The organism is Streptomyces sp. ME19-01-6 (assembly GCF_033793745.1).
Classification (GTDB): Bacteria; Actinomycetota; Actinomycetes; order Streptomycetales; family Streptomycetaceae; genus Streptomyces.
Genome location: NZ_JARAXF010000006.1, coordinates 58,022 through 83,962 on the forward strand (window position 1 = coordinate 58,022; position 25,941 = coordinate 83,962).

At 71.3% G+C, this 25,941-nt stretch carries 22 protein-coding genes and 2 pseudogenes; 11 read left to right on the forward strand and 13 right to left on the reverse strand.

The window, feature by feature from the left end:
• Positions 1-150: 150 nt before the first annotated feature.
• On the reverse strand, positions 151-1,968 hold the full coding sequence (locus tag PV419_RS16135) for a bifunctional metallophosphatase/5'-nucleotidase (RefSeq protein ID WP_319689208.1): 1,818 nt from the start codon (positions 1,966-1,968) through the stop codon (positions 151-153).
• Between the two features lie 270 nt (positions 1,969-2,238).
• Here PV419_RS16135 and mshD point away from each other — a divergent pair, with 270 nt between their 5' ends.
• From mshD to PV419_RS16155, 4 genes are all read left to right on the forward strand, one after another.
• Positions 2,239-3,174, forward strand: coding sequence for a mycothiol synthase (gene mshD / locus PV419_RS16140; RefSeq protein WP_319689209.1), 936 nt, complete (start codon positions 2,239-2,241; stop codon positions 3,172-3,174).
• A 277-nt stretch (positions 3,175-3,451) separates the two neighbouring features.
• On the forward strand, positions 3,452-5,698 hold the full coding sequence (locus tag PV419_RS16145; RefSeq protein ID WP_319689210.1) for an RNA degradosome polyphosphate kinase: 2,247 nt from the start codon (positions 3,452-3,454) through the stop codon (positions 5,696-5,698).
• 88 nt (positions 5,699-5,786) lie between these two features.
• Entirely contained in the window at positions 5,787-7,238 is a 1,452-nt protein-coding gene (locus PV419_RS16150) for a CHAD domain-containing protein (protein ID WP_319689212.1), read from the forward strand.
• A gap of 1 nt (position 7,239) precedes the next feature.
• Positions 7,240-7,680, forward strand: a complete 441-nt coding sequence (locus tag PV419_RS16155; protein WP_319689929.1) for an NUDIX hydrolase — start codon at positions 7,240-7,242, stop codon at positions 7,678-7,680.
• Here the strand turns inward: PV419_RS16155 and PV419_RS16160 are convergent.
• Entirely contained in the window at positions 7,677-8,714 is a 1,038-nt protein-coding gene (locus PV419_RS16160) for an aldo/keto reductase (RefSeq protein WP_319689213.1), read from the reverse strand. The genes PV419_RS16155 and PV419_RS16160 overlap by 4 nt on opposite strands.
• A 171-nt stretch (positions 8,715-8,885) precedes the next feature.
• On the opposite strand from PV419_RS16160, the gene PV419_RS16165 reads away from it, so the two are divergent.
• Complete coding sequence (locus PV419_RS16165) at positions 8,886-9,770, forward strand: helix-turn-helix transcriptional regulator (protein ID WP_319689215.1); 885 nt, start codon at positions 8,886-8,888, stop codon at positions 9,768-9,770.
• A 207-nt stretch (positions 9,771-9,977) separates the two neighbouring features.
• On the opposite strand, the gene PV419_RS16170 is transcribed toward PV419_RS16165, so the two are convergent.
• Positions 9,978-10,790, reverse strand: coding sequence for a class I SAM-dependent methyltransferase (locus tag PV419_RS16170; protein WP_319689217.1), 813 nt, complete (start codon positions 10,788-10,790; stop codon positions 9,978-9,980).
• Positions 10,791-10,974: 184 nt separating this feature from the next.
• On the opposite strand from PV419_RS16170, the gene mshA reads away from it, so the two are divergent.
• The 4 genes from mshA (at position 10,975) to PV419_RS16190 (ending at position 15,703) form a co-directional block, all read left to right on the forward strand.
• Entirely contained in the window at positions 10,975-12,339 is a 1,365-nt protein-coding gene (mshA, locus tag PV419_RS16175) for a D-inositol-3-phosphate glycosyltransferase (protein WP_319689218.1), read from the forward strand.
• Entirely contained in the window at positions 12,332-12,856 is a 525-nt protein-coding gene (locus PV419_RS16180) for a YbjN domain-containing protein (protein ID WP_319689219.1), read from the forward strand. The genes mshA and PV419_RS16180 overlap by 8 nt, the downstream gene beginning before the upstream one ends.
• A gap of 139 nt (positions 12,857-12,995) precedes the next feature.
• Complete coding sequence (locus tag PV419_RS16185; RefSeq protein WP_319689221.1) at positions 12,996-13,676, forward strand: sigma-70 family RNA polymerase sigma factor; 681 nt, start codon at positions 12,996-12,998, stop codon at positions 13,674-13,676.
• A complete protein-coding gene (locus PV419_RS16190; RefSeq protein ID WP_319689223.1) occupies positions 13,673-15,703 on the forward strand; it encodes a M48 family metallopeptidase in 2,031 nt (676 codons plus the stop codon). The genes PV419_RS16185 and PV419_RS16190 overlap by 4 nt, the downstream gene beginning before the upstream one ends.
• A gap of 14 nt (positions 15,704-15,717) precedes the next feature.
• Here PV419_RS16190 and PV419_RS16195 read toward each other — a convergent pair whose 3' ends face one another.
• Positions 15,718-17,016: an MFS transporter gene (locus PV419_RS16195; protein ID WP_319689224.1), complete on the reverse strand. Its 1,299-nt coding sequence runs from the start codon at positions 17,014-17,016 to the stop codon at positions 15,718-15,720.
• A 129-nt stretch (positions 17,017-17,145) separates the two neighbouring features.
• Here PV419_RS16195 and PV419_RS16200 point away from each other — a divergent pair, with 129 nt between their 5' ends.
• The gene (locus tag PV419_RS16200) at positions 17,146-17,907 is read left to right on the forward strand and encodes a phosphoglyceromutase (protein ID WP_319689225.1); all 762 of its coding nucleotides are present in this window, start codon (positions 17,146-17,148) and stop codon (positions 17,905-17,907) included.
• Positions 17,908-18,768: 861 nt separating this feature from the next.
• On the opposite strand, the pseudogene PV419_RS16205 reads toward PV419_RS16200, so the two are convergent.
• The 3 genes and pseudogenes from PV419_RS16205 to PV419_RS16215 form a co-directional block, all read right to left on the reverse strand.
• Positions 18,769-19,575, reverse strand: a pseudogene (locus tag PV419_RS16205) (tyrosine-type recombinase/integrase); the annotation flags it as partial.
• A gap of 934 nt (positions 19,576-20,509) precedes the next feature.
• Positions 20,510-21,304 carry a calcium-binding protein gene (locus tag PV419_RS16210; protein ID WP_319689226.1) on the reverse strand — a complete coding sequence of 265 codons (795 nt, stop codon included), beginning with the start codon at positions 21,302-21,304 and terminating at the stop codon, positions 20,510-20,512.
• A gap of 209 nt (positions 21,305-21,513) precedes the next feature.
• Positions 21,514-21,874, reverse strand: a pseudogene (locus tag PV419_RS16215) (transposase); the annotation flags it as partial.
• Between the two features lie 28 nt (positions 21,875-21,902).
• Between PV419_RS16215 and PV419_RS53285 the strand changes: the two are divergent.
• Positions 21,903-22,232: a hypothetical protein gene (locus PV419_RS53285; RefSeq protein ID WP_415925313.1), complete on the forward strand. Its 330-nt coding sequence runs from the start codon at positions 21,903-21,905 to the stop codon at positions 22,230-22,232.
• A gap of 103 nt (positions 22,233-22,335) precedes the next feature.
• Here PV419_RS53285 and PV419_RS16230 read toward each other — a convergent pair whose 3' ends face one another.
• From PV419_RS16230 to PV419_RS16255, 6 genes are read right to left on the reverse strand one after another with little or no spacing between them, the layout of a single operon-like run.
• Complete coding sequence (locus PV419_RS16230; protein ID WP_319689229.1) at positions 22,336-23,049, reverse strand: hypothetical protein; 714 nt, start codon at positions 23,047-23,049, stop codon at positions 22,336-22,338.
• A gap of 19 nt (positions 23,050-23,068) precedes the next feature.
• Positions 23,069-23,758, reverse strand: coding sequence for a pentapeptide repeat-containing protein (locus PV419_RS16235; RefSeq protein WP_319689231.1), 690 nt, complete (start codon positions 23,756-23,758; stop codon positions 23,069-23,071).
• 39 nt (positions 23,759-23,797) lie between these two features.
• Positions 23,798-23,977 (reverse strand): multiple cyclophane-containing RiPP AmcA, encoded by a 180-nt coding sequence (gene amcA, locus PV419_RS16240; protein ID WP_319689233.1) that lies wholly within the window; start codon positions 23,975-23,977, stop codon positions 23,798-23,800.
• The gene (amcB, locus tag PV419_RS16245) at positions 23,955-25,028 is read right to left on the reverse strand and encodes a cyclophane-forming radical SAM peptide maturase AmcB (protein WP_319689934.1); all 1,074 of its coding nucleotides are present in this window, start codon (positions 25,026-25,028) and stop codon (positions 23,955-23,957) included. The genes amcA and amcB overlap by 23 nt, the downstream gene beginning before the upstream one ends.
• A gap of 41 nt (positions 25,029-25,069) precedes the next feature.
• Positions 25,070-25,267: a hypothetical protein gene (locus tag PV419_RS16250; protein WP_319689235.1), complete on the reverse strand. Its 198-nt coding sequence runs from the start codon at positions 25,265-25,267 to the stop codon at positions 25,070-25,072.
• Positions 25,264-25,770, reverse strand: coding sequence for an ATP-binding protein (locus PV419_RS16255; RefSeq protein WP_319689236.1), 507 nt, complete (start codon positions 25,768-25,770; stop codon positions 25,264-25,266). Before PV419_RS16255 ends, PV419_RS16250 begins: the two co-directional genes overlap by 4 nt.
• Positions 25,771-25,941 lie beyond the last annotated feature (171 nt).

Consider the following 25,941-nt stretch of genomic DNA (forward strand, 5'->3'; position numbering starts at 1 on the left):
TGCTGTGGCGGCCAGAAGGTGAACGCGGCCTGAAGCAGCGCGGCCCGGCGCCCAGCGGGGAGCCGCTGGGGCCGGGCCGCGTCCGTGACGCTCAGCGCACGGAGGTCACTTCACGATCGATCACTTCACAATCGGTCACGTGACGATCGGTCACTTGACGACCTTGATGCGGTCCGCCGCGGGCGGAGCCAGGGGCGAGGCGGCCGAGGAGTGCGCGCCCAGGTAGGCCGTGAAGGCCTCCAGGTCGGACGCGCCCACCAGCTTGTTCTTGCCTTCCTTGAAGACGGGGAAGCCGTCCCCGCCGCCCGCGAGGAACTCGTTCATCGCGACGCGGTAGGTCTTGGCCGGGTCGATCGGCTCGCCGTTCAGCCTCACCGAGTCGGCGACGACGCGGTCGGCGCCGGTCTTGGTGAGGTCGAGCGTGTACGTGAGGCCCTTGGAGACCTGGAGGATCTTCGGGGAGGCCTGGTTCGAGCCGCTGACCTGCTGCTGCAGGGCGGTGATGAGCTGGGCGCCGGTGAGGTCGATGACGTTCAGCATGTTGGTGAAGGGCTGCACGGTGAACGCCTCGCCGTACGTCACGACCCCGTCCCCCTCGCTGCCCGACGCCGCGTAGGCGAGGTCGGAGCGGATGCCGCCGGGGTTCATGAGGGCGAGCTGGGCGCCGCCCTTGTCGGCGGGGGAGAGTGCTTCGAGCTGGGCGTCGGCGATGACGTCGCCGAGCGGCGACTCGTACGCCGTGGAGCCGCGGCCCGGGATCTCGGCGGAGACGTAGCCGACGGGCTTGTTGGCGACGGGGGCGGCCAGCTTGTTCCAGCGGCCGATGAGGGAGGTCATGTCGGCGGCCTTGGGCTGCTGCCGATCGACGACGTGGTTGGCCGACTTCACCTTCGTACGGACGATGTCGCCGGTGCGGCGGTCGTAGGTGAGGGTGGTGTCGGTGTAGAGGCGGCCGAAGGAGGCGGCGGAGGTGACGGTGCGCGGGGTGCCGGAGGGGTCCGGGACGGTGCACGCGTAGGCCTGGTGGGTGTGGCCGGTGACCAGGGCGTCGACCTTGGGGGTGACGCTCTTGGCGATGTCCACGATCGGACCGGAGATGCCGGCGCCCGGCCCGGAGCTGTCGCAGTCGTAGTTGTACGAGGAGGAGGCGGGCAGGCCGCCCTCGTGGACGAGCGCGACGATCGACTTGACGCCCTTGCGGTTGAGCTCCTTGGCGTACTTGTTGATCGTCTCGACCTCGTCGTGGAACTTCAGGCCCTTGACGCCCTCGGCAGTGACGATGTCCGGCGTGCCTTCGAGCGTGACGCCGATGAAGCCGATCTTGACGCCGTTGTGGGTCCAGACGGTGTAGGGCTTGAGGATCGGCTTGCCGGTCTTCTCGTCGGTGACGTTCGCGGCGAGGTAGGGGAAGTCGGCGCCGGGGAAGGTCTTGCCGTCCTCGTAACAGCCGTCCTTGGGGTGGCAGCCGCCGTTCTGGATCCGCTCCAGCTCGGCGCGGCCCTCGTCGAACTCGTGGTTGCCGACGGCCGTGACGTCCAGGTCGAGCTTGTTGAGCGCCTCGACGGTCGGCTCGTCGTGGAAGAGGCCGGACAGCAGCGGGCTCGCGCCGATCATGTCGCCGCCGGCGGCGGTGACGGAGTACGGGTGGCCCTTGCGCGCGGTGCGCAGGGCGCTCGCGAGGTATTCGACGCCGCCCGCCGGGACGGCCTTGGCGGTGCCGTCCGGCTGCGTCTCGGTGACGGTGCCGGAGGAGCCCTGCGGGGGCTCCAGGTTTCCGTGGAGGTCGTTGAACGACAGCAGCTGCACATCGACGGTGCGGGCTGGGGCCGGTCGCGGCTTGGTGGAGGCGGCGTCGGCGTTCGCGCCTGCCGGGCCCGCGGCGGACAGGACTCCGGCGGCTGCGGCCAGCACGGCCGCCGCGGCGGTCAACCGGCGGGCCGCGCGGCGCCGTTGAGGTGTCGCTGGCATGTGGTCCCCTCTGTGCACCGTGATGGTTGTGCGCGGCAGCTTACGGTCAACGCGCGTAGCGGGGCAGGGGGATCGAGGTTACGAGCTGATTGCGCGTGGGCGGCCGGTGGAGCGGCCTCACCCGTTCGGCGGTATGGCGTGGGGTGTCGGGCGTGGGGTCGGTGCGGCCGGGTTCGGTGTGTGGGCCCGGGATCCGTCGGGCGAGTGACTCATGGATGACCGAATGCGCGGCCGCCTGCCCGGCCAGGGCCTGGCCGTAGGCTCGGGAACATGAATGACGTGCTGAACGAGGCGGCCGCCGCCCGCCGGATCGATGTCCTCGACGAGGTGACGCCCGACGTGGCGCAGGACGTGCTGCGGCTCGTCGCGGAGGCCGCGCGCACCGATGGTCAGCAGGCTGTGTCCGAGCAGGGGCGGCTGCAGCTGCGGGGGCGGCGGGAAGGGGTGCGGCATCTGCTGCTGAGCGAGGAGCCGAGCGGCAAACTCGTGGGGTACGCGCAGTTGGAGGACACCGACCCGGTGGAGGCCCCGGCCGCCGAGCTGGTCGTACACCCCGCGCACCGGGGGCAGGGGCACGGGCGGGCGCTGGGCGTGACGCTGTTGCGCGAGTCCGGCAAGCGGCTGCGGGTGTGGGCGCACGGCGGGCACTCCTCGGCGCGCCATCTCGCGCAGGTGCTGGGGCTGACGCTGTTCCGGGAGCTGCGGCAGATGCGCCGGCCGCTGGGGCCGCTGGCGGGGCTGGACATCCCCGAGCCGGTGCTGCCGGAGGGCGTGACCGTACGGATCTTCCGGCCGGGTCAGGACGAGGCCGCCTGGCTGGCGGCGAACGCGGCGGCCTTCGCGCACCACCCCGAGCAGGGCTCGCTGGCCCTGCGCGACCTCGAGGACCGGATGGGGGAGCCGTGGTTCGACCCCGAGGGCTTCTTCCTGGCCGAGCGGGACGGGGAGATCGTCGGGTTCCACTGGACCAAGGTGCATGCGCGGGAGCGGCTGGGCGAGGTGTACGTGGTGGGGGTGCGGCCCGAGGCGCAGGGCGGCGGGCTCGGCCGGGCGCTGACGGCGATCGGGCTGCGGCACCTGGCGGGGCGGGGGCTGCCGACCGCGATGCTGTACGTCGACGCCGACAATTTCGCCGCCGTCGCCGTCTACGGGCGGCAGGGCTTTACGACGTACGAGACCGATCTCATGTACCGCACGGAGACCTGAGCCCGGGAGGGCCGGGGCGGGGGCTGCCCTGGACGACGGGCGGCACGGCACGCGGGCCGGGGGCGCGGAACGGCGGCCGGGCACGGTGGTCAGGTCGCCTGCGGGATGGATCGCGATTTCCTACGCGCCATGTCTCCGTTACCGGCGATTCACACTCGGTTGCGAGCATCGCGGAATGCAGCCCGCCGTGCCGCCCACCTCGAACCGGAGGTTCCGTGCCGCTTCAGCACCGGCTTCCGGGAAGCCGTTCGCGCCTTCGGCGCGGAACAATGAGGACATGAACCACTCCAGCGGACAGGCCCCCGTTACCGCGCAGCACCAGCCTCAGCCCTCGGTCGGCTCCATCGCGGCCCACCGGCCGCATGCCGTCGCCGCGCCGCCCGTCCGGAACCTCGACCCCGACCTCGACGGCGACCTGGACGCGTACGAGGTCGACAGCGTGGACGGAGCGGGGGACGAGCTGCCCCAGGGGCGGTTCCTCGACCGTGAGCGCAGCTGGCTGGCGTTCAACGAGCGGGTGCTGGAACTCGCCGAGGACCCGAACACGCCGCTGCTGGAGCGGGCGAACTTCCTCGCGATCTTCGCGAGCAACCTGGACGAGTTCTTCATGGTGCGGGTCGCCGGCCTCAAGCGGCGCATCGCGACCGGCGTCGCCACCCGCTCCGCCTCCGGGCTGCAGCCCCGCGAGGTGCTGGACCTGATCTGGAACCGGTCGCGGGAGCTCATGGCCCGGCACGCGGCCTGCTTCCAGCAGGACGTCGCGCCCGCGCTCGCCGACGAGGGCATCCACCTGATCCGCTGGCCCGACCTCACGGAGGACGAGCAGTCCCGCCTGTTCACGCTCTTCCGCCAGCAGATCTTCCCGGTCCTCACGCCCCTGGCGGTGGACCCGGCGCACCCCTTCCCCTATATCTCCGGGCTCTCCCTCAACCTCGCGGTCGTGGTGCGCAACCCGGTGAGCGGCCATGATCACTTCGCGCGTGTGAAGGTCCCGCCGCTGCTCTCGCGGTTCCTGGAGGCGTCGCCGCAGCGGTACGTGCCGCTGGAGGACGTCATCGCGGCGCACCTGGAGGAGCTGTTCCCCGGCATGGAGGTACTGGCGCACCACATGTTCCGGGTGACCCGCAACGAGGACCTGGAGGTCGAGGAGGACGACGCGGAGAACCTGCTCCAGGCCTTGGAGAAGGAGCTGCTGCGGCGCCGCTTCGGGCCGCCGGTGCGCCTGGAGGTCGAGGAGTCCATCGACCCGTACGTGCTGGACCTGCTGGTGCGCGAGCTGAAGATCTCCGAGGCCGAGGTCTATCCGCTGCCGGGGCCGCTCGACCTCACCGGGCTCTTCGGCATAGCCGCGCTGGACCAGCCGGAGCTGAAGTACCCGAAGTTCGTGGCCGGGGTGCACCGGGACCTGGCCGAGGTCGAGACCGCCTCCGCGCCGGACATCTTCGCCGCGCTGCGCGAGCGGGACGTACTGCTGCACCACCCGTACGACTCCTTCTCGACCTCCGTCCAGGCCTTCCTGGAGCAGGCGGCCGCCGACCCCGACGTGCTCGCGATCAAGCAGACGCTCTACCGGACCTCCGGCAAGTCGCCGATCGTCGACGCGCTCATCGACGCCGCCGAGGCCGGCAAGCAGGTGCTGGTCCTCGTCGAGATCAAGGCCCGCTTCGACGAGCAGGCGAACATCAAGTGGGCGCGCAAGCTGGAGGAGGCCGGCTGCCACGTGGTCTACGGCCTGGTCGGCCTCAAGACCCACTGCAAGCTGTCGCTGGTGGTCCGCCAGGAAGGCGACACGCTGCGCCGCTACTGCCACGTCGGCACCGGCAACTACCACCCGAAGACGGCCCGGCTGTACGAGGACCTGGGGCTGCTGACCGCCGACCCGAAGGTCGGCACCGACCTGTCCGACCTGTTCAACCGGTTGAGCGGCTACTCCCGGCGGGAGAACTACCAGCGGCTGCTGGTCGCCCCCAGGTCGCTGCGCGACGGGCTGGTCAGCCGGATCAACCGCGAGGTCACCCACCACAAGGCGGGGCGGCCCGCCTACGTACGGATCAAGGTCAACTCGATGGTCGACGAGGTCATCGTCGACGCGCTGTACCGGGCCTCGCGGGCGGGTGTTCCGGTGGACGTCTGGGTGCGGGGCATCTGCGCGCTGCGGCCGGGCGTGCCCGGGCTCTCGGAGAACATCCGGGTCCGCTCGGTCCTCGGCCGGTTCCTGGAGCATTCGCGCCTCTTCGCGTTCGGGAACGGTGGAGAGCCCGAGGTGTGGTTCGGCAGCGCCGACATGATGCACCGCAATCTGGACCGCCGGATCGAGGCCCTGGTCCGGGTCACCGACCCCGCCCACCGTGCCTCTCTCAACCGTCTGCTGGAGTCCGGCATGTCCGACTCCACCTCCTCCTGGCACCTGGCCCCGGACGGCGAGTGGACGCGGCACGCGACGGACGCGGACGGACAGCCGTTGCGGAACATACAGGAAATGCTCATAGACGCCCGGAGGCGACGGCGTGGTACAGCGACATGATCTGTCGTCGCCGGTCGGGGTTACGGGGGCCGGCCGGTCGCATGGCGCTCCACCCGCCGCTGCCCTCGGCCCTGGGGGGTACGACACGATGACGGACGGTGTGATGGGGGTCGACGCGGCGGCGGCCGGGCCGGCGCTCGCGACGGCCACGGCGGGCGATGTGCTGTCGTGGTACTTGAACACCCAGGCCGGGGACTTTCTGCGGAGCCTGCGGCAGCAGCGCGAGAGCGGGGCGGACGCCGAGGAGGCGGCCGAGGCCGCCCGGCTGCTGCGCCGCTGCGCGCGGCGCATCAGCGGCACGCTGTGGGTCTACCGTCCACTCACCGACACCGCCTGGGCGGATCAGCTCCGCTCCGAGCTGAGGTGGCTGTCCGGCACGCTCGCTCTGGAGCACGCCTACGCGGCCCGGCTGACCCGGCTGCGCGGCGCCCTGCACCGGCTCTCGGGCGCGGGCGCCCCGGCGGACGCGGCGGCGGGCGCCCGGGGGGCTGCGGCGGCGGATGTGCGGGTGGACGCGCGAGTGGACGCGCGGGGTGACGGGGCGGCGGGGGACGCGGCGGCGCAGCGCTCGCCCCGGGCCGCACGCCGCAGCGTCTCCCTGACGGCCGACGCCCCGCAGGACCCGCCCGGCCCGCCCGGCCCGCCCGGCCCACGCGGGAGCGGTACGGCGGGCGGGGGAGCGGCGGACGCCGCACATGGCGCCGCCCGTGACACCGCCAACGGCGCTTCCGGCGACGCGGCCCCGGGGCCCGAGGCAGGGGCGGCCGGTCAGCGGGGCGACAGGGCGAAGCAGCAGCCGGGCGGCGGCGCCGGACCGCGGCCGGGCGGCGGCGCGGACGAGGCCCGGGGCGGGGCGCTGACGGTCGGGGCCGCGCGGGCCGGAGCCCTCCTGGAGCGTCAGCTCACCCTCGCGCGGACCCGCGCGCACACCGCGGCCCTGCAGGTGCTCGGGTCCTCCCGCTTCCACGCGGTCGCCGACGCGGTCGCGCTCCTGGCCTCGGAGGTCCCCCTCGACGAGGCCGCCGCGCCCCGCCCCGCCGGGCTGTCGCTGCCGCCGCTCGCGGGGCTGGCCCACCGGCGGCTGGTCGAGGCGGTCGAGACGCTGCCGCTGGGCCGGGCCGGGCACCCGTACAACGCGGAGGCGCTGGTCCACGGCCTCGCCGCGACCCCGGCCGCCGACGCCCCGCCCGCCAGCGAGCGGCAGGACGCGCCCTGGGACCAGGTGCGGCGGCTGGTGCGGCTGCGGCGCTATGCCCTGGAGGTGCTCGACGCGGGGCAGCGGCCGGACGGCACCGGGCCGGTGGACGCCGACCCCTCCCTGTCCGTACGGCTGCTGGCCGCCGGGCAGGCCCTCGAACGGCACCGGGACGCGGCCGAGGCGGCGGCCGCCGCGGCCACCGCGGCCCGGACGCCGAGGATCGCCCCCGCCACCGCCTACGCCCTCGGCGTGCTGCACGCCGACCAGCGACACGAGGTCGAGGCCGCCCGCTTCGCCTTCGGGCGGATCTGGCAGCGGATAGCGGTCTCGGCGCATGGCTGAGATGGCTGAGACCGCGGTGATCCGCGCGGCGGGGTGCGTCCTGTGGCGGCGCTCCCGGCGCGACGGCCGGCCGGAGATCGCGCTGGTGCACAGGCCGCGCTACGACGACTGGTCGCACCCGAAAGGCAAGCTCAAGCGGGGCGAGGAGCCGCTGCGCGGCGCGGTGCGCGAGGTGTTGGAGGAGACCGGTGTGGCCTGCGTGCCGGGGGCCGCGCTGCCCACGGTGCGCTATGTGGCCAAGGGCCGCCCCAAGGAGGTCCGTTACTGGGTGGCGGAAGCGGCCGGGGCGGTGGACGCGGGGGCCGGCGGGGCCTTCGTGCCCAACGACGAGGTCGACCGGCTCGTATGGCTGCCCCCGGACGAGGCCCGCGCGCGGCTGACGCATGACCACGACCGGGCGCTCGTCGACGCGTTCCTGCACACGCTGAGCCCGGGCGGCTAGGCCCCCGGCCGCCGGCGACGCTGTGCCTTGTCGGCCAGCGCGGGCGGCGTGTAGTAGCTGTCGTCCCGGTTCAGTTCCGTACCCGGCGGCACGATCTCGTCGATGCGGTCCAGGATGTCCTCGCTCAGCTCCACATCCGCCCCCGCGAGCAGGTCTTCCAGCTGCTCCATCGTGCGCGGGCCGATGATCACCGAGGTGACGGCCGGGTGGGACCGTACGAAGGCGACCGCCAGGTGCGGCAGCGAGAGCTTGGCGTCCGAGGCCAGCTCGGCCAGCTGGCCGACGGCCTCCAGCTTGCGTGCGTTCCCGGGCAGCGAGGGGTCGAACTTGTGCCTCTCGAGGGCCGTCCGGCCGCCGGTCAGATCGATGTCGGAGGCCTTGGTGTAGCGGCCGGACAGCCAGCCCGCCGAGAGCGGGCCCCAGGTCAGCACGCCCATCCCGTACTTCTGGGCGGTCGGCAGCACCGCCGCTTCCGCCGAGCGCGCCAGGATCGAGTACGGCGGCTGCTCGCTGCGGAAGCGGACGTGGCCGCGCCGCTCGGAGGTCCACTGGGCCTCCACGATCTGCTCCGCCGGGAAGGTGGACGAGCCCACGGCCCGTACCTTCCCCGCCCGGACGAGGTCGGACAGGACGGAGAGGGTCTCGTCGATGTCGGTCGCCGGGTCGGGGCGGTGGATCTGGTACAGGTCGATGTAGTCCGTGCCGAGGCGGCGCAGGCTGTTCTCGATCTCGCGGATGATCCAGCGCCGGGAGTTGCCGCCGTGGTTCTCGTCCGGGCCCATGGAGTTGTAGACCTTGGTCGCCAAGACGATGTCCTCGCGGCGCCCCTTGAGCGCCTTGCCGACGATCTCCTCCGACTCGCCGGCGGAGTAGACGTCGGCGGTGTCGACGAAGTTGATGCCCGCGTCGAGGGCGCGGTGGATGATCCGGACCGAGTCGTCGTGGTCCCGGTTGGCCCAGCTTCCGAACATCATCGTGCCCAGGGCGTATTCGCTGACCGAGATGCCGGTGGCGCCGAGGATTCTGCGCTTCATGGGGGTTCCGCCTTATGCGAACAGGTGGCTTCGGTGGGGTGTTGGTGACAGCTTTCGCCCCGCGCGGGGCGGGGACCAGGCCCGGCTCAACCTGGGTCCGGCAGAACCACCTGGACGGCGGCCCTCCGGGTGCCCCGGCGGGTACCGGCACCCGCCGCGGATAATGGAGCGATGGGCGATGCGGAGCCGGAGATCAAGGCGTTCCTGAGGGCGCGGCGCGCGGCGCTCGACCCCGACGAGGTGGGGCTGCCCGAAGGGCTCGTACGGCGCCGGGTGCGGGGGCTGCGCCGCGAGGAGGTCGCGCAGCTGGCGGGGATCAGCGTCGACTACTACACCCGCATCGAGCAGGGCCGCGCCCCCGCCGTCTCGGACTCGGTCGTGGACGGCCTCGCGCGGGCGCTGCGGCTGACGCCGTCCGAGCACACGTATCTGCGCAACATCACGCTGCCCCGGCGGTCCGGGCACGGCCAGGGTCACGGGCCCGTGGGCCCCGGCCCCTGGCCGCGCGTGCGGCCCGAGGTCAGGCTGCTGCTGGACGCCATGGACGAGACCGTGCCCGCCTACGTCTTCGGGCCTGGCGGGGACATCCTGGCCTGGAACCTGCTGGGTGGCCGCGTCTGCTTCGACTACGCCGCGCTCCCGGAGCGCGAGCGGAACTCCTCCCTGCTGGTCTTCCTCCACCCGGACGCCAAGGCCCTGCACCCGGAGTGGGACAAGGTCGCCGAGGAGACGGTGGCGGGCCTGCGGGCGGAGACCGGGCGGCACCCCGGCAACCTCCGGGTGTGCCAGGTCGTCCAGGAACTGCTGGAGCGGAGTGAGGAGTTCCGGCGGCGGTGGGAGGCGCAGGTGGTGCAGGAGCGGACCAGCGGTACGAAGCGGATCCGGCACCCGGTGGTGGGGGATCTGGTGCTGGCGTACGAGGCCTTCGTACTGCCCTCGGACCCCGGTCAGGTGCTGTGCACCTACGCGGTGGAGAAGGGCTCCCCGACGGCCGAGGCACTGCGGGCGCTGGTGAGCGGGGTGCCGGTCGGGCAGGTGCCGGTGGGTAGGGGGTAGAACCTCGCGCTACCCGCGCTCTGGTTATCCGCCCTCCCGGGATCCGCCCTCCCGGGATCCGCCCTCCCGGGATCCGCCCTCCCGGGATCCGCCCTCCCGGGTCCAGGTGAACACCCGCTCCCGGGCCGCCTCCACCCCTGTCGCCACCGCACTCAGCAGAGCCGCGCACCCTGTCCCGGCTCCGGGGCGGACGGGGCACGGCGGGGGTCACGGGCGGGGTGCCAGCGCCTCCCAGCTGACGGTGACCTCGCCCTGGCGCCAGCGCCGAGGGCCGTCCACGAGCGGCCAGCCCGCGGCGCGCAGCGCCTCGGCGCTGCGTATCCAGCGCTGGCGCGCGCTCAGCGTCGCGTACGGGGCGGCGGCCGCCCAGGCGCGGTCGAAGTCGCGCAGGAAGGCGTGCACCGGCTCGCCCGGAACATTGCGGTGGATGAGCGCCTTCGGCAGCCGTTCGGCCAGGTCGGAGGGGCGGTCCAGGGAGCCGAGCCGCGCCGCGAAGGTCACGGTGCGCGGGCCGCGCGCGGTGAGGGCGACCCACACATGCCGCCGCCCGATCTCGTCGCAGGTCCCCTCCACCAGCAGCCCGCCCGGCGCCAGCCGCGCGCACAGCCGCCGCCACACCGCGGCGACCTCGTCCTCGTCGTACTGCCGCAGCACATTGGCCGCCCGGATCAGCGCCGGCCGCGCACCGTCCGGCAGCGGCACCTCGAACCCGCCGTGCGCGAAGTCCAGCCCCTCCCGCCGGTACGGCCGCGCGGCGGCGACCCGGGCCGGGTCGATCTCGACCCCCACGACCCGGGCGTCCGGCCGCACCGTACGCAGCCTGCCCAGCAGCTCGACGGCGGTCCACGGCGCGGCCCCGTAACCCAGGTCCACGGCGATCGGCGCCTCGGCACGGCGCAGCGCGCGGCCGTGAGCGGCGGCGATCCACCGATCCATGCGGCGCAGCCGGTTGGGGTTGGTGGTCCCCCGGGTCGCCGACCCGATGGGCCGACCCGGCGGCGGTGAGACACGGGCAGACATGCCGCCGAGCCTAAGCGCCGCCGCCGAGCCCAGGCACTGGGGGACATTCCGCCCCCAGAACGTCACGCTTTGGCAAAGCGGAAATGGGAACGAGAGATTCCGGTGTTGAGGGGTCGGAGGGGAAATCCGGAGTCCGCCCGAGTCCGCCCCGCCCGAGTCCGCCCCGGCAAGGAGGTAGCGCGCGGTGAGCCAGCATCTTCCCCGGCTCGGCGGCCTGCGAGGCCGTTCCCACGGCCACGGAGCGTTCGGCGGGCCACACCAGCGCCTCAGACGTGTCGGCCGCCGCCCGCGCCGGATCGCGATGCTCAGCGTGCACACCTCGCCGCTGCACCAGCCCGGCACCGGTGACGCGGGGGGCATGAACGTCTACATCGTGGAGCTCGCCAAGCGGCTGGCCACCATCGACATCGAGGTGGAGATCTTCACCCGCGCGACCACCGGCGCCCTCCCGCCCACCGTCGAGCTCGCGCCCGGCGTGCTCGTACGGCATGTGGACGCCGGGCCGTACGAGGGGCTGGCCAAGGAAGACCTCCCGGCCCAGCTGTGCGCGTTCACGCACGGGGTCATGGGGGCCTGGGCGGGGCACCGCCCCGGGTACTACGACCTCGTCCACTCCCACTACTGGCTCTCCGGCCACGTCGGCTGGCTGGCCGCCGAGCGCTGGGGGGTGCCGCTCGTGCACGCCATGCACACCATGGCCAAGGTCAAGAACGCCGCCCTCGCCGAAGGCGACACCCCCGAGCCCGCGGCCCGCGTCATCGGCGAGGAGCAGATCGTCGGGGCCGCCGACCGGCTCATAGCCAACACCGCCGAGGAGGCGGAGGAGCTGGTGCGCCACTACGGCGCGGACCCCGAGCTGGTCGCCGTCGTCCACCCCGGGGTGAACCTCGAACGCTTCCGGCCCGCCGACGGCCGCGCCGCCGCCCGCGCGCGCCTGGGCCTGCCGCCCGACGCGCTGATACCGCTGTTCGCGGGGCGCATCCAGCCGCTGAAGGCCCCCGACATCCTGCTGCGCGCCGTCGCTCATCTGCTGGACGAGGACCCGCGGCTGCGCGAGCGGATCGTCGTCCCGGTGGTCGGCGGGCCGAGCGGCAGCGGGCTGGCGAAGCCGGAGCGGCTGCACAAACTCGCGGCGCGGCTCGGCGTCAGCGATGTGATCCGCTTCCGGCCGCCGTGCACACAGGACGAGCTCGCGGACTGGTACCGGGCGGCGTCGGTGCTGGTCATGCCCTCCTACAACGAGTCGTTCGGGCTGGTCGCGGTCGAGGCCCAGGCCTGCGGCACGCCGGTGATCGCCGCCGAGGTGGGCGGCCTGCCCGTGGCCGTACGGGACGGGCACAGCGGCATCCTGGTGCCCGGCCACGACCCCGCCGACTACGCCCGGGCGCTGCGCCGCCTCTCCGACGACCCCGGGCTGCTGAAACGTTTGAGCAGCGGGGCCGCCCACCACGCCGAGCGCTTCGGCTGGGACAAGGCGGCCGCGGCGACGGCGGACGTCTACGCGGAGGCGATGCGCGGGCACCGTCGCCTACGATCGGTTCATGGGTGACGCCGAGGCCAGGAACGAGACCGCCGCCAGAACAGCGGCCACCAAGGCCGTGCTCGAGCAGACGCTGCGCGACGCCGAGCTGGAGTGGGAGAACCCGTCCGACGGCACGTACGTCGTCACGCTGCCCGGCACCCGCAAGCTGTCCACGACCTGTTCGCTGCGCCTGGGCAGGCACTCGCTGTCGGTCAACGCCTTCGTCGTCCGCCGCCCGGACGAGAACCACGAGGCCGTGCACCGCTGGCTGCTGGAGCGCAACACCCGCCTGTACGGGATGAGTTACGCGATCGACCAGCTCGGCGACATCTATCTGGTGGGCCGGCTGCCGTTGGCGGCGGTCACGCCGGAGGAGCTGGACCGGGTGCTCGGCACGGTGCTGGAGAACGCCGACGGCAGCTTCAACACGCTGCTGGAGATGGGGTTCGCCAGCGCGATCCGCAAGGAGTACGCGTGGCGTACGGCGCGTGGCGAGTCCACGCGGAACCTGGCGGCGTTCGCCCATCTGACCCGCGAGGCCTGAGCGCGGCGCGACCTGGACTGCTGAGGTTTCCCGCGATTCACTCTGTTTCGCGGTAAAGAATCTCGTCCTCTGAGGCCTCTTCCTTGTGCACCGGTCACCGACCGGGAAGCATCAAAGGAGAACACGATGGGGGCCGACCATGGGTAACGGGGAGTTCGAGGGCTGCGAGGACTTAGAGGAGTTCGAGGACGTCGAGGACTTCGAGGATTTCTACGCCCGCACCTACCCCTGGCTCGCCGCCCGCGCGGTGATGCTCAGTGGCAATCGTCAGAACGCCGAGGACGCTGTCCAGGAGGCGTTCATCGAGGCGATGCGCCGCTGGCCGACCGTGCGGGCGTGCGCGTCGCCGGAGGGGTGGGTCGCGACGACCATGCGCCGCAAACTGTCGCGCGACGGCCGGCGCTGGTGGTTCCGGTGGAAGCCGGTCGAGCTCACCGTACCGGCCGCCACCACCGCCACCGTGGAGGAGACCTCGGAGGCGCTGGCCGCGCTGCGCGCGCTCGGCATGCTGCCGCCGCGCCAGCGCCAGGTGGTCGTGATGCATTCCCTGGAGGGGATGAGCTACGCGGAGATCGGCGCCGAGCTCGGCATCAGCCCCGGGAGCGTCGGCAGCAATCTGCACAAGGCCCGCGCCCGGCTCAGCCTGTTGCTCGATGTCTCGCCGGAGCTCGGCCGGCCGGGAGATTCCCTGGTCCCCGGCGTACAAACCGACCCGCTGTCCACGGCGCTGCGCGGCGCCGCCGCGTGGTTGCTGGACGGGCTGGGCGCTGCTCACGACCGGGGCGACCATGGTGCCCCCGACGATGGGGGGCGGGGATGATCGCCGCAGCCCTCGCCGCCGCCCGCGCCGTGCTGGCCCTGGTGCTGCTGGTCGTCTTCTACGTCCTGGTCGCGCTCCTGGTCCTGGTGTGGGTGGCCTTCCTGGTGCTGGGGTTATGGAGCGCCGGGGCGCCGGAGAGCACGGCTCCGCCCACCACCGTCATCCTGGCCTGCGCCGCGTTCGCGCCGATCATGGCGGGGATGGTGTGGGCGGTGGTGCGCACCGCGCGGCCCGCCGCGCCGCTGGAGAACACGGTGTGGGTGAGCCGCCGCAGGGCCCCCGCGTTATGGGCGGCGGTCGAGGAGCTGGCCGAGGGCGTGGGCACCGCCCCGCCGGACGCCATCCGGCTGACCGCCGAGGTCAACGCCTCCGTCACCGAGGACGCCACGTTCCTCGGCCTGGTGGCCGGCCGCCGCACCCTCTACCTCGGCCTGCCCCTGGTGGTGGGCCTGCCGCCCGCCGAGCTGCGCGCGGTGCTCGCGCATGAACTGGGCCACTTCTCCCGCCGCCACAGCCGCTTCGGCGCCCTCGCCTACCGCGGCTCGGCGGGGCTGGCGGCCGCCTGCGAGGCGATCCGGAGCGCGGCGGCGGCCAACGACCTGGTGCGGATGTACGCGGGCGGGCCCCTGCTGCTGCTCCGCGGCTACACGCGCGTCTTCCGCCTGCTCACCCGGCCGGTCCGGCGGCGCCAGGAGATCGAGGCGGACCGCGAGGCCGCCCGGGCGACCGGGGCGCGGACCGTCGCCGACGCCCTGCGCTCGGCGGCCGCGCTGGAGGTGGCCTGGCTGGAGTTCGTCGCGGGCTTCCTCACCCCCGTACGCCGGTCCGAGGGGCGCGTACCGGACGATCCGTTCCGCGCCTTCGCCCACATGGCGGAGGCCCCCGAGCTGCGGGAGCCGTTCGCCGCGCTCCGTGCGCGGGCCGCCGAGCGGCCCGCCGACCGCGACGACCCGCACCCCGACCTGGCCACGCGCATCAGCCGCCTGGCCCGCCTCCCCGAACGGCCCGCCGGGACCGCCGGGGGCGATATGGCCGAGCCCCTCGACGTGCCGTCGGGGTACGCGAGGGAGCTGGCCCGCACGCTGCACGCCGCCTCGGGGGCAACGCCTGCCATGCCGTGGCGGGACTGGCTCGGGCTGCTGGCCGAACACCGGGCGACGCGGCTGCTGAGGCCGCTGGCGGAGGCCGTCCGTACGGTCGAGAAAGCCGAGGGGATCGCAGGGGTCGGAAACGGGGAACCCACCGGGCTGACGATCCAGCGGGTCCTGCGCCTGCTCGACAGCGGACGGCGGATGCCGCTCGCCCGCGCGCTGGTCAGCCGCATGCCACCGGATGAGCGAGCCACGGGGAGCGAGGGGACCGGACGGGATCCGTTGGGTTTGCTCGCCGAGGCTCTGTACGTGCTGATCGGGGCGCAGCTGGTCGCGCGGGGGAGCGCGCACTGGACGATGAACTGGACCGGCCCGGGCACCCTCGTGCCGCCCGAGGGCATCGCGCTCGAGACGATCCGGGACCGGGCCGACACCGCCGTACGCCTGCCCGGCCAGACCCAGCGGCTCGGCCTGTACGTGGCCGCGTTAGGGATGGACGAGCGGGCACCGCTGCCGGGGAAGACATCACCGAATCAAACAAAGCCGGCCGGCAAACACCCTCCCAAGGCTCCCCGGGCGCAGATCAGCATCGCGCCCGGCGTGGACGCGCCCGCCCAGCGGCGTATCTCCGGCGTCCGGGTGCTGGCGCTCACCGTGCTGCTGGGGATGGCGGGCATGTCCTGGCTGCTGTGGGTCAACCGCGAGGAGCGGCCTTACCCCGGAACGGGGTGGCAGCGGGTGAACCCGACCGCCACCTACGACCCGGCCGCGGGCGGCGCGGGGCTGCCCGGGGAGGTGCCGGGCTCGGGCGGGTACTCGGGCTGGCCGACGACGGGCCCGTCGTATCACCTGCCCACCGCCCCGATCTGGACGCCGGGGACGTTGTTGCGGCCGAGTATCGACATCGAGTCCCTGGTGCCCAGGCGCACCCGGTGAGCGCTGGGGGGGGCTCAACCTGCCGAAACGGTGCGATCAGGCCGGGAGCCGTCCCCGACGCGTTCCTCCACACAGTCCCCCGCTTGCTCCGTCCCAGGCCCGATGACCCGCATCAGCCCCGCGTACCCGACGGCGGTCAGCGTCCCCACCACCGCGCAGGCCGCCCACAGCACATCCGCCCCGTAGTGGTCGATCACGGCCCCGCCCGCCAGCGGGGCGATCAGCGCCGCGAGCGACCAGGAGAGCACGTAGAACCCCTGGTAGCGGCCGCGTCCGTGGGTCGGGGAGAGCCGGGCAACGAGCCCCATCTGGATCGGGGTATTGATGATCTCGCCGATGGTCCAGACGCATACGGTCAGGGCGTACATCCCGACCGATCCGGCGAAGGCGGTGAGCCCGAAGCCGTAGCCGATCAGCAGCGCGGCACCGATCAACAGCCGGGTCGGCTCGCGGTGCCGCTCGATGAACCGGGTGACCGGGATCTGCACGGCCACGATCAGCACGCCGTTCACGGCGATCGCCAGCCCGAAGTCCGAGCTGGACAGGCCGTTCGCGCCCATCGCCACCGGCAGTCCCACGAACCCCTGCTGGATGAGCGTCGCGACCAGGAACGACAGCGCCACCACGGCCATGAACCACCGGTCGCGCAGCACGGTCCCGAGCCCGGTCTCCGGCTCGTCCGCCGCCGCCGTCCCCTCCCGGACCGGGCGGGACTCGGGCAGTTTGACGAAGACGACGACGGCGCACAGCAGCGTCATGATCGCCTCGCCCAGGAAGAGCGCCAGATAGCCGTGCTCGGCGATCAGCCCCGCCACCGTCGCGGAGAAGGCGAAGCCGAGGTTGATGGCCCAGTAGTTCAACGCGTAGGCGCGCACGTGGTCCTTGGGGGCGACGATGTCGGCCATCATGGCCTGGACGGCGGGCCGCGACCCGTTGGTCGCCATGCCGACGAGGAAGGCGACCGAGGCGATGGCGACCGGATGCTCGACGAAGCCGAGCACGGCGACGCTGACCGCCGTCGCGCTCTGCGCCATGAGCAGCGTGGGACGCCGCCCCAGCCGGTCCGTCATGACCCCGGCCCCCACCGCCGACACCGCCCCGCCCAGCCCGTACAGCGCGCCGACCAGACCCGCGTACGTGGCCGAATAGCCGCGATCTACCGTCAGGTACATGGCAAGAAAGGTGGCGACGAAGCCGCCCAGCCGGTTCACCAGGGTGGAGGTCCACAGCCACCAGAACGCACGGGGCAGACCCGAGACGCTCTCCTTCGCCGCCTGTGTCAGACGGGCGACGGACGGTAGGGCAACGGACATCGGACAACCCCCGGTGAGGTAAGTGGCGCAAGCAGTACCCGCAAATTACCGACCCCGCCCCCCGCGCACCACCGGATTGACCGGGTGCGTCAAGCGGGGCGTCCAGGCCGGTCAAGTAGGCTCGACGCCATGGCCGACGCACCGTACAAGCTGATCCTCCTCCGCCACGGCGAGAGCGAGTGGAACGCGAAGAACCTGTTCACCGGCTGGGTGGACGTCAACCTCAACGAGAAGGGCGAGAAGGAGGCAGTCCGCGGCGGTGAGCTGCTCAAGGACGCCGGCCTGCTCCCCGACGTGGTCCACACGTCCCTCCAGAAGCGCGCCATCCGCACCGCGCAGCTCGCCCTGGAGGCCGCCGACCGCCACTGGATCCCGGTCCACCGCTCCTGGCGCCTCAACGAGCGCCACTACGGCGCGCTGCAAGGCAAGGACAAGGCCCAGACCCTCGCCGAGTTCGGCGAGGAGCAGTTCATGCTCTGGCGCCGCTCGTACGACACCCCGCCGCCGCCCATCGACGACGACTCCGAGTGGTCGCAGGCCGACGACCCGCGCTACGCGACCATCCCGCCGGAGCTGCGGCCGCGCACCGAGTGCCTCAAGGACGTCGTCGCGCGCATGCTCCCGTACTGGTACGACGGCATCGTCCCGGACCTGCTGACCGGCCGTACGGTCCTGATCGCCGCCCACGGAAACTCGCTCCGCGCGCTGGTCAAGCACCTCGACGGCGTCTCCGACGCCGACATCGCGGGCCTGAACATCCCCACCGGCATCCCGCTCGCCTACGAGCTCGACGCCGCCTTCCGCCCCGTCAACCCGGGCGGCACCTACCTCGACCCGGAGGCTGCGAAGGCCGCGATCGAGGCGGTCAAGAACCAGGGCAAGAAGAAGTAACCTGAGTTGAAGAAGCCCCCTACCTGCGGGTTTGCTGCGAGTGGGGGGCTCTTCTGTGCGCTTGGGCCGTGTCTGGGCCGTCAGACCTTGGAGCGTCGATACCAGCGAACCTGGACGCTGAAGATCACCAAGAACGCTACTGGGAGGACGAACTCCCATGGGACGTGAGCCCACAATGCCAGGGCCCCTCCACTGGAGCCGATGAGGGGCTCGCGCAAGGTGATGTGGATCGCTAAGCCTAGGCGTGAGAGCATGGGTTTCCTCCGTTTGGTGCATCTGATCTAATACATCGATGGAGACTGGGCCGCTCCCGTGCAGGGGGGCGGCCCGAATTCATGCCGAGCGGCAAGAATTCGACCCCGACCATATGCGCATGGCGAGTCCCATCGCAAATCCGCGACTTGGGTGGCTCTCGGGGCATCGCGAGCGGGCGTTGCAGATTCATGTTTCGCCGTGTACTTCGATTGCCGTTACAGGCGTGCGCATACTTCTTAGGGTGCGAGGGAAGCGCTGGTTCCTGAGGCGCTCCTTGTATCTGCCCGCCCGGCCGACCAGGTGCCCGCCCGGTCGCCCGCCCGGCCGCCCGGCCGGGCTCCTGGGGCTCAGACTGAATCACGGTTCGTAGGAGATTCACGGATGGTGATCCAATGTTGGAGTCGACGAGGCCGCGAAACATGAACTTTCCAGCCTGGGGTGAAAATTCACGGATGATGATTGCAAATGTTGGCGCCGACGAATTGGTGAAGTAGGAAATTTCCGTACTGGCAGGATGGATTCACGGATGGTGATTCCATGTTGGAGTCGATGAAATGGTTACACCGAACTTTCCTCGCCGGGTGCAATGTTCGTAGGAATCCTGAATCACGCGAAGACGGCGGCCACGGCCTTACGGGTGCGCTCCTGGCTGGTTGGCATGAGGTGCGCGTACACGCGGAGCGTCAGGCCGGGGTCGGAGTGGCCGAGGTACTCGGCGAAAGCCTTGATGTTCTCCCCGGCGTCCAGGAGCACCGACGCGTAGAAGTGCCGCAGCGCGTGCATGCCGTTCTGGCGGGACTCCGCGTACGGCTGGCCCCGCTCGGGCGCCGGGATGACCCCAGCCGCAGCGAGCGCCGGTTTCCATGCCTCCTCGTTGAGCGATGTGCGCCAGACGTGCCCACCACGCGGCCCAGTGAAGACCAGTCGCTTGGTCACCGGGGGACCGTCCGCAACCTTCACGGCAAAGTGTCTCGACCGGCGGGAACCGCTTCATGTGCTCCCGGAGCGCGTCGGCGACTGGTCCGGGCAGCGGTACGTCCCGGAGCATGCCGCCCTTGGGCGGGGCGAACACGGCCTTGCTGCGGCTCAGCTTCAGTTGCTGGACCACGTGGAGCGTGTCTGACTCGAAGTTGATCGCGTCGACGGCTACGCCAAGGATCTCGCCCTGACGGAGCCCGCAGCCGCCGCCCAGGTCGACCATGGCCTGATAGCGCTCCCGCATGGCGGCCCGGACAGCGAAGAGACGTCCCGGCGTTTACGGGATCACACGCTTCGTATCGATGGTCGGCGGCCGGACCGAGGGGCGGCGCACGGGTTCCGGGGAAGGTGCTCGTCGTCCACGGCTGCGCTCAGGGCGGCACGCACGTTGGAGTAGATCGTCCGCGCGTACGACCCCCGGATGCCGTGTGGTTGGGGGGCGGCGTTCTGGGTGATGTGCAGGCGGCGCAGCTCGTGTTCCAGGGCGTTGCGGCCGCCGCGGCCGCCTGAGAGGCGGGTGGTGAAGACCATGCCGTTGTCGGTGAGGGTGGAGGCCGGGGTGCCGTGCGTGGTCATAGCGCGGCGGAAGGTGTCCAGGACGATCGGGTCGGTCACCCGCAGCCAGCAGGTCACGTGCAGGGCGTAGCGGGAGCAGTTGTCCAGCCAGGTGAGGATCTCGGTGTCGGTGCCGGCTGAGCCGGCGAGCCGGTAGTGGGTGATCGGCCTGCCAGGTCTCTGGGCAGCTCGGCCTGGAAGCGGATGTCGGACGAGCGGGGCCGTTTGCTGGGTGTGGGGACCACCAGGCCGTGGGCGGTGAGGTAGCGGCTGATCGTCGCCCGCGACACGCGCAGGTGGTGATGGTGCTGCACGTGCCAGGCGATCGTCTCGGGCCCCGCGTCCAGGCCCTGTTCGGCCAACTCCTTTCGGATGCGGACGATCAGGGCGACCGTGTCCGCATCGAGCGCGGTCGGTGAAGTCTTCGGCCGCCGGGAGCGCGGCTCGAGGCCGCCCCGCCCTCGGCTCGGTAGCGGGCCACCAGACGGCTGACCCAGCCCTGTGACGCCCCTTACGCCCGCGCGACCTCGCCCTGGGTACGGCCCTCTACGACCACAGCAGTGATCACCAGACGCCTCTTCGACATCGTCAGACCTTGACCCCGAGGTCATTCCGATGTCTTGAGACACCCCATTCCTATGTCACCTCCTATGTCCTGAGCGAGCACACTGCCGGGGCGCAGAAAAAGGGCCAGCTCAGGAGGGGGTTCCCTCCCCGGCTGGCCCCTCGTCATCCCGGACGCCGGTTACACGGCGCCGGGCCCCGGCTGAGGGCCCCGGCTGAGGGGCCCGGTGCCGCGGTGCTTCATCGTTGCTTACTGAACGTCGACGTAGTCGGCGGTGGCGGTGGCGGTGCCGGTGGTGGAGGTGCCGGCGAATGACCAGCGCCAGTAACCATCGGCGGCGGCTTTGACTGTGGTCTTGAGAGCGCCGCCGGTACCCGTGGTCACGGTCTTTACGGTGGTGTAGGTGTTGGTGCCCTTCTCGCGGAACTGCAGTTTCACCGGCTGGGCGGTGTAGCCGACGTACTTGTAGGTCTCCCAGTTGGCGCGGGTCAGCTTGCCGGTGACACTGAGGGTCTTGCCCTTCTTCACCGGCTCCGGCGAGGCGTTGACCGTCAGCTTGGAGTAGCGCCTGACCTTCACCGTGGCGGCGACGTCCTTGCTGACATAGTCCCAGTCGTTGCCACTGGCGCTGGCACGTACCTTCCAGGTTCCGGCCGTGGTGTTGTCTTGGGGGTCGATCCGCGGGTTCATGGTCAAGGTGAAGGTGCAGGTGGTCGTGGTGGTGCTGTGAGCCACGCAGTCACCGGACACGTCGTCGGGGATAACCAGCCCGTAGGGGTCGTCGGGCATTTTCTGGCCGGGCCCGTGCCACAGCACGGGGAAGGTGTAGTCCTCCTTGATGCCCGAGTCGTCGGTGGCGGTCACCGCGATGGTGAAGGTCTTCGGGTTCGTGGTGCCCAGGACGATGTTGGACCCGCCGTTGACGACCACCTTGGTGATTTCGGTGTCGCCCACGGCCTCATCCGCCTGGGCGGCGCCTGGACCAACGAACGCGGACAGGGCCAGGGCGCTGGCAACGGCGGCCACGGTGGCGCGCTTAGGCATAAGTGTGTTTCCCCCACACTCTGGTGGTCCCGGGATGTCCGGGACATAACCGGCGAGGCGCATCCGACGCAGGGGAGGCCAGCTCATCCGGGTAAAGGCGGCCTCATCCGCTCGGCGGCACGGACGGCACCGAAGATGACTGCCGAACCCCCGGAATGGTTGCACCGGAAGGAAACCCGAGCACACCCGCGAGCGCGGGAGGTGCCCATCTGGGACCTCGGCGGGCGCTCGTTGATCGTGACCATGGGGTGGCGGTAGCGGGGCTGGCGCTGCTGGGCCAGGCGGCGCGGCTTGCGCCATGCCCGTCCAGTGCGCAAGGCCTTCGCCAGCTCCCGGCGCAGTTCACCGCGGGCCCTGGACGTAGAGGGCCTGGTAGATCGTCTCGTGGGCCACGTGCAGCTCCGGCCGGTCGGGGAAGCGGGTGCGCAAAGCCTGGTAGATCTGCTCCGGGCTCCACCGCCGGTTCAGGCGGTCCTGGACGAAGTCCCGCAGCTCGGGATGGAGAGCGGTCTTGCGGAGCTTGGGACGGGGCCGACGGGACTCGGCGCGGGCCTGCGCGGCGTACGGCCGCTACTGGCCATTGGTGGGGTGCCCTGTTGTGCCGGGGCCGTCTCTGGGGCAGCCGACCACCCAGCGCTTCGACATAAAAGCGGATCGGGGCCAGCTCGGCGCGGTCCAGTTCGCCGTGTTCGATCGCCGAAACCCGAGGCATGGAGACCCCCATGGAAGCGTCAACCTGGCGCTGAGCCAGCGCCTGCTCGCGCCGGACCTCTGTGAGCTTGTGAGCGCGCACCTCTGCGGTCAGCCGGTCAGCCGGTCTGCCGTCCGCCGCGCGGCGCAGGAGCTCTTTGTCACGGGCGACTACTACTCCCTCGCAGGCGGCATCTCCTTTCTGGAACTCAACGCGCTGTTCTCCGAGCTCCGCTGACCGGCCCGCCACAACCCAACGACGAGCGAGGCCCCGAGCGGGTGCTGGTTCGGGGCCTACGGCCTGTCCGGCGAGTCGAGCCACAGACCCACATGGACAAGCCTTAGATCAGGGATGGCAGGACGCCGCGGGGCCAGTTGCCCAGCCAGAAGGCGGCGGTCGAGGGCTTGGGCTGTGCTTCCGTGGAGCCGTCGTGGGGGAAGAGTTCGGTCGGGGCGATGTAGCCCTCGCCGGGTTCCAGGCGAAGCCGGAAGCAGAGCATGAGGTGGCCGTCGTCGATGAACTGTCGCAGGTCGTCGGTGTGCGGGTATCTGTGGGCGAAGTCCTCGTGGACGGTGCGGCATACGACCCGTATGTCGAGGTCGCCGAGGAGGAGGTAGCGGGTGCCGGGGCCGAGGTTGAGACAGAGGCGGCGTCGGGCGGTGTGCTTGGTGGCGTAGGGGAGCTTGTCCCAGTTGTCGACGTGCAGGCCGATACGGCGGCCCTCGTTCTCGTGGTTGCCGGTGGTGGTGAAGGTGTCGGCGGGAGCGTTTGCCTGCCCGAGGTAGAGGGCATCGGGATCGCCGAGCCGGTCGGTCAGGGTGCCGAGGGCAATGGGCTCGGGTGGCTTCACCAGTTCGACCAGCGCGCTGTCCCTGATCATCGCGGCTGGTTCGGTGAGACTTCCCTCCATCTCGTCAGTGATCTTCGTCCAAGGGCCGACGGGGACGACCGCGTGGTCCCCGTAGGTGAGGCTGCCGCGCATGGTGCGCAGGGTCGTCACCTCGCAGCGCTCCTGGAGTGCGGCGGCCCCGGTGGCGGCGATGGCGAGGGACATGCGGGGACGGTGGGATCGATCAGCGTGGGGCATCGAGATCCTCGCTGTATGTGACGTTGAGTTGAGCCAGGAGGGCTGCGGTCAGTTCGGGTTCCTGGGTGCGGTCGATGATGACTTTGGAAAGCCGTTCGACGCCGTGCACGGAGGAGAGGTCGCTGCCGCGCAGGTCGAGGCTCTGGTAGCGGCCTTTTCCGAACTCGGTCAGCCGCAGCGTGCAGGTGCCCAGGACGGCCTGGGTCAGGTCGCAGCCGGTCATTGACGCCTCGGTCAATACGCATCGGGAGAAGGCGACCGGACCGGTGGCGCGGACGTTTTCCAGCATGGCGTAGTCGAGTCGGCAGCCTTCGAACAGGACGTCGTCCAGGGCTAGCTCGACCAGGTTCGCGCCCATGAGCTTGCAATCTCGGAAGACGACGCGAGACAGCTTGCTGTCGCGCCAGGTAGCGGAGCCGAGGTCGCAGGCCACAAACTCGACTGAGTTCAGCCGCAGCCGTTCCAGGTGGACGCGGGCGGCCCGCAGGTTCGTGACCCGGCCGCTGACCAGTTGGGTGTCGGCGAGGTCGAGTGAGCGCAGGTCGGCGTCGGCGTACTGGAAGTCCTGGACGATCCCCCTGCCGCCTTCGAGGGACTGGACATTGGACAGGTACAGGCCAGGCTCGTCGAGGCTGGGAAGGGTCACCGTGACGCGGCCGATGGTTCGGGTGTCCACAGTCGTGCTCCATCTCTCCGGGGCTGAGGGGCGCCGAGGCTACTTCTTCTTGTTCCAGTTATCCCAGGTCGGGCGGTTATCGAACGAAGGCGTCGTGTTCGACCAGGTGGGGCGGTTGTCGAATTTCGCCGTGTGCGGCACCGTTCCCGCGGTTCGTATGAGGGCGCGGAAGCGGTCGGCCGAGTCGAGCACGAGATCAGTGGCGGTGGTTGCGGACATGCTGGGTGACTCCTTCCAGAAGGGCGATTTTCGCTGCGGTGCAGTAGCGGGTACGGGTGCCGTCTAGGCGGCCGTCGTGTTCGAAGTAGCGGTTGGCCGGATGGCCGCCGCCGCAGAACGCGAAATACGGGCAAGTGGCGTGGCAGGCGTCCACACCGCTCCAGAACTCCGCCAACCAGGGGGTGCCGTGTTCGGCGTCGGCCAGGAGGGACCGTAGGTCGCGGTCCAGGACGTTGCCGGTGGTGAAGTCACCGAAGCGGGGGTCGGTGAAACCGGCCAGCTCCGGTGAGAGGAGTACGACGCCGCCGTCGTAGGAGATGGTGGGCAGTGGGTCCCACGGCGCGGCGGACGGGCCGGAGGCCAGCCCCCGCCGCCCGAGTACGGAACCGGCGAACTCCAGGACCCGGGAGACCTCGCGGACCTGGAGCACCGGGTTCGATTCCCACGCCGCCGTGAAGGTCGCCCAGAAATCGGTGGTCCGGCCAGCGTCGTGGGCGCACGGCGCCCTATTCATTCCCTCCTGCTCCTCGACGTTGACGCCGAGTGAGTGGCAGCCCAGTTCGGCAAAGAACTCGTAGAACTCGGTGGCCCGTCGCGGTTCGGGATCGGTGACCACCGCGATGGCGGAGAACGGGATGCCATGGGACCGGAGTCGCTCGATGCCCCGCATCACCACGCGGAAGGCGGGGTGTCCGGCGCGTGTGGTCCGGTGGGTGTTCATGTCGGCCGGTCCGTCGATGCTCACCCCCACCCCCACGTCGTGTTCCAGAAGGAACGAGCACCAGGCGTCGTCGATCAGCGCGGCGTTGGTCTGGAGGGTGTGCTTGACGCCGGTGAACGGCTCCATGAGCTGCGCCAAGTGGTCGCGCCCGGCGGACAGGGGCTCGCCGCCGTGCCAGACGACTTCGAACCATGGGTCGTCACGGGCCCACTCGTTGACCGAGGCGGCCACGGCCTGGGCCACCTGCACGGGCATGAGGTGCTTCTCCTTGCGGAACGGTAGGTAGCAGTATCGGCAGTCAAGCGGCTGGCAGAGTGTCGTCGGCTGCATGATCACAGCACCGGGGACAGCAGCGAGACGGGTGGTCGTAGTCACATCTGCTCCTCGTCCAGCGAGCCGGTGTCCGGGGCGGTCGTGGCGAGCGAGTGGCCGACGGACAGCAGGCCAATGGCCTGGGTGTTGAGCACAATGAGCGGTGGGATGACCCGCAGTCCAAACGTGGCCAGGATGAACCGGATGCCCGGATCCTTGATCGCCTCCGCTGGGGCCGTATGGCGTCCGGCGGTCACAGGCCACCCGCCGACGCCATCTGCGCCTGAAGGCCGTGTATGTACTGCTGTGGGGTGAGGGCGCTAAGGTGCCGTCGTAACAGCAGGTCACGACCCTTCGCCGTCCTACGGATGCGGACGTCGAACTCGGCCCAGACCTTCTTGCCTGCCTCTGTGGGCTCCCAGCCATGCCGGGAGGCCAGATGGTCCACGAGCGCCAGACCGCGACCGTGCTCCTCGTCGGCCTTCGCGTCCCGGCGCTTCGGGGGATCAGGATTGCCGTCGTAGACGACGAGCAGGAGTCGCCGTTCGTACGACTCGTAGAAGAGGCCGACGGTGACGAGCCCCCTGCCGTGGACGACCGCGTTGGTGACCAACTCCGAGACGACCAGCTTCACGGCCTCCCGCTGGGCATCGTCCAGCGGCACACCCCAGCCGACCGCCTCGGTGAGGACTCGATCGCGGGCGGAGGCGATAACGGCCGGGTCCACGGGCAGGGCGAGGAGGGTACGACGCATGGGCATGAGGGGAACTCCTCGGGGAGGGGACGGAGCGGCCCCTCCTGACGGGGGCAGAGGGGAGACCGCCGGGCACGCCGTACTGAGCGGCTCCGCAGGACTGGGAAGCTTCGAACGGCGGACCCAGTAGACGCCTCATGCGGGCCCCCGCGAGACTCCGTCAGGTGACCCCAAGTC